Raw genomic sequence first — 1,204 nt, 5'->3', positions numbered from 1 at the left:
GGTGGGCGAGGGAGCTCCGGCACTGGTGGTCGACGGCCGCGGAATCATGACCGCAGGCCGTAGCGCTGCCTCTCCCCGGCCGCCGAGCATGCGGCCAGTTGCCAGCGGAGGGAGATCCAAGTGCCGCCACGTCGTTCACCCGTGCGCAGAAACGGGACGATGTCGCAGCGCACCGTGTCCGAATGGTCCGGAGTCGGCGCGGGAACTCTCAAGAACCTGGCTCGAATCGGCCTTCTACCTGACGCAAATCAGCTGCGCCCGCACGACGTTGTCCTCGCTCAGGTGGCTGCGGCCCTCGGCGCTACGCGGTCGACGAACCGGGATTCTCAACAGGGCGAACGCACTACGACAGCGTTCCAGCGCGACTGGGATGCCGTTCGGATAGTGATGGAACTGCTGGTCGCGGCTTCCGAGCCAGGCTCGGAAGACAAGATTCACCCGCGAACACGGCTCGTCGCCTTCCCCGAGTCAGTCGCCCTGGCGCACCAGGACTACCAACTGCTGCAGCTCAGCGAGGAGGCTCTCGCGAGCAAGCTGCCGTACCACGTCCTGCCCATCGGGACCTGGCACGAAGAGCTTCAGCAGCGCCTTGCGAACGAGTACGAAGAAGGAGCCGCCAAGGCAGCCGCATAAAAAGAACGGCACCCACGTACCTGCCGCAAACAGGGTGGGTGCCGGACTGATAAGGCTAGGTAGCCTCTCTCGCCATCCTTGAGGTTACCAGCCCCCAGCCGAGTCGTCTCCACCCACCGGAGCCTCGGCTACACGTGTCTCCCTCGTCACGCTTGTGAAACTGGTAGCCCATGCCGTCTTGCCCCAGGCTGACGGCGCTCGCAAGGGGCCCTGCGTGCCCTGTCTTGCGGAAGCGCCCTCCCGGCCTGCTCCCTCGCACTACCGCTGTGCGCGCAGCTCGCCCTCGCGCGGCTGAGCCGCTGCCCGGCTGGCTGTCCCTCTACCCAGCGCCTGGCTCTTTGCCACGTCGTTTGGTGTGCGAGGGCCGGCGTCATGCCTCGTCACGTCCCTACGCCGCCGTCCTCGAGGTCAAGGCTGCTGGCCAGCGCTGATCGTGCGCTCACGACGGGGCTAGGGGGGCGCAGAACACCACGGTCAGCCCCCCCCCACCCCCCACCACGCGACGGGAACGCCGCGCTAGCAGAAGAAGTCCCCGAATGGCCCAGTACAAAACCCAAACACCCGGGGCGCG

The 1,204-nt window shown here is 66.9% G+C and carries 1 protein-coding gene; it reads left to right on the top strand.

Annotation, left to right across the window (positions count from 1 at the left end; translation table 11 throughout):
- Positions 1–159: 159 nt before the first annotated feature.
- Positions 160–633 carry a hypothetical protein gene (locus ABZ281_RS49960; RefSeq protein ID WP_157856103.1) on the top strand — a complete coding sequence of 158 codons (474 nt, stop codon included), beginning with the start codon at positions 160–162 and terminating at the stop codon, positions 631–633.
- The last annotated feature ends 571 nt before the right edge of the window (positions 634–1,204 follow it).

Origin of the sequence: Streptomyces sp. NPDC006265 (assembly GCF_040613555.1) — a bacterium.
Classification (GTDB): Bacteria; Actinomycetota; Actinomycetes; order Streptomycetales; family Streptomycetaceae; genus Streptomyces.
This window is presented reverse-complemented; position numbering and strand designations above follow the sequence as displayed.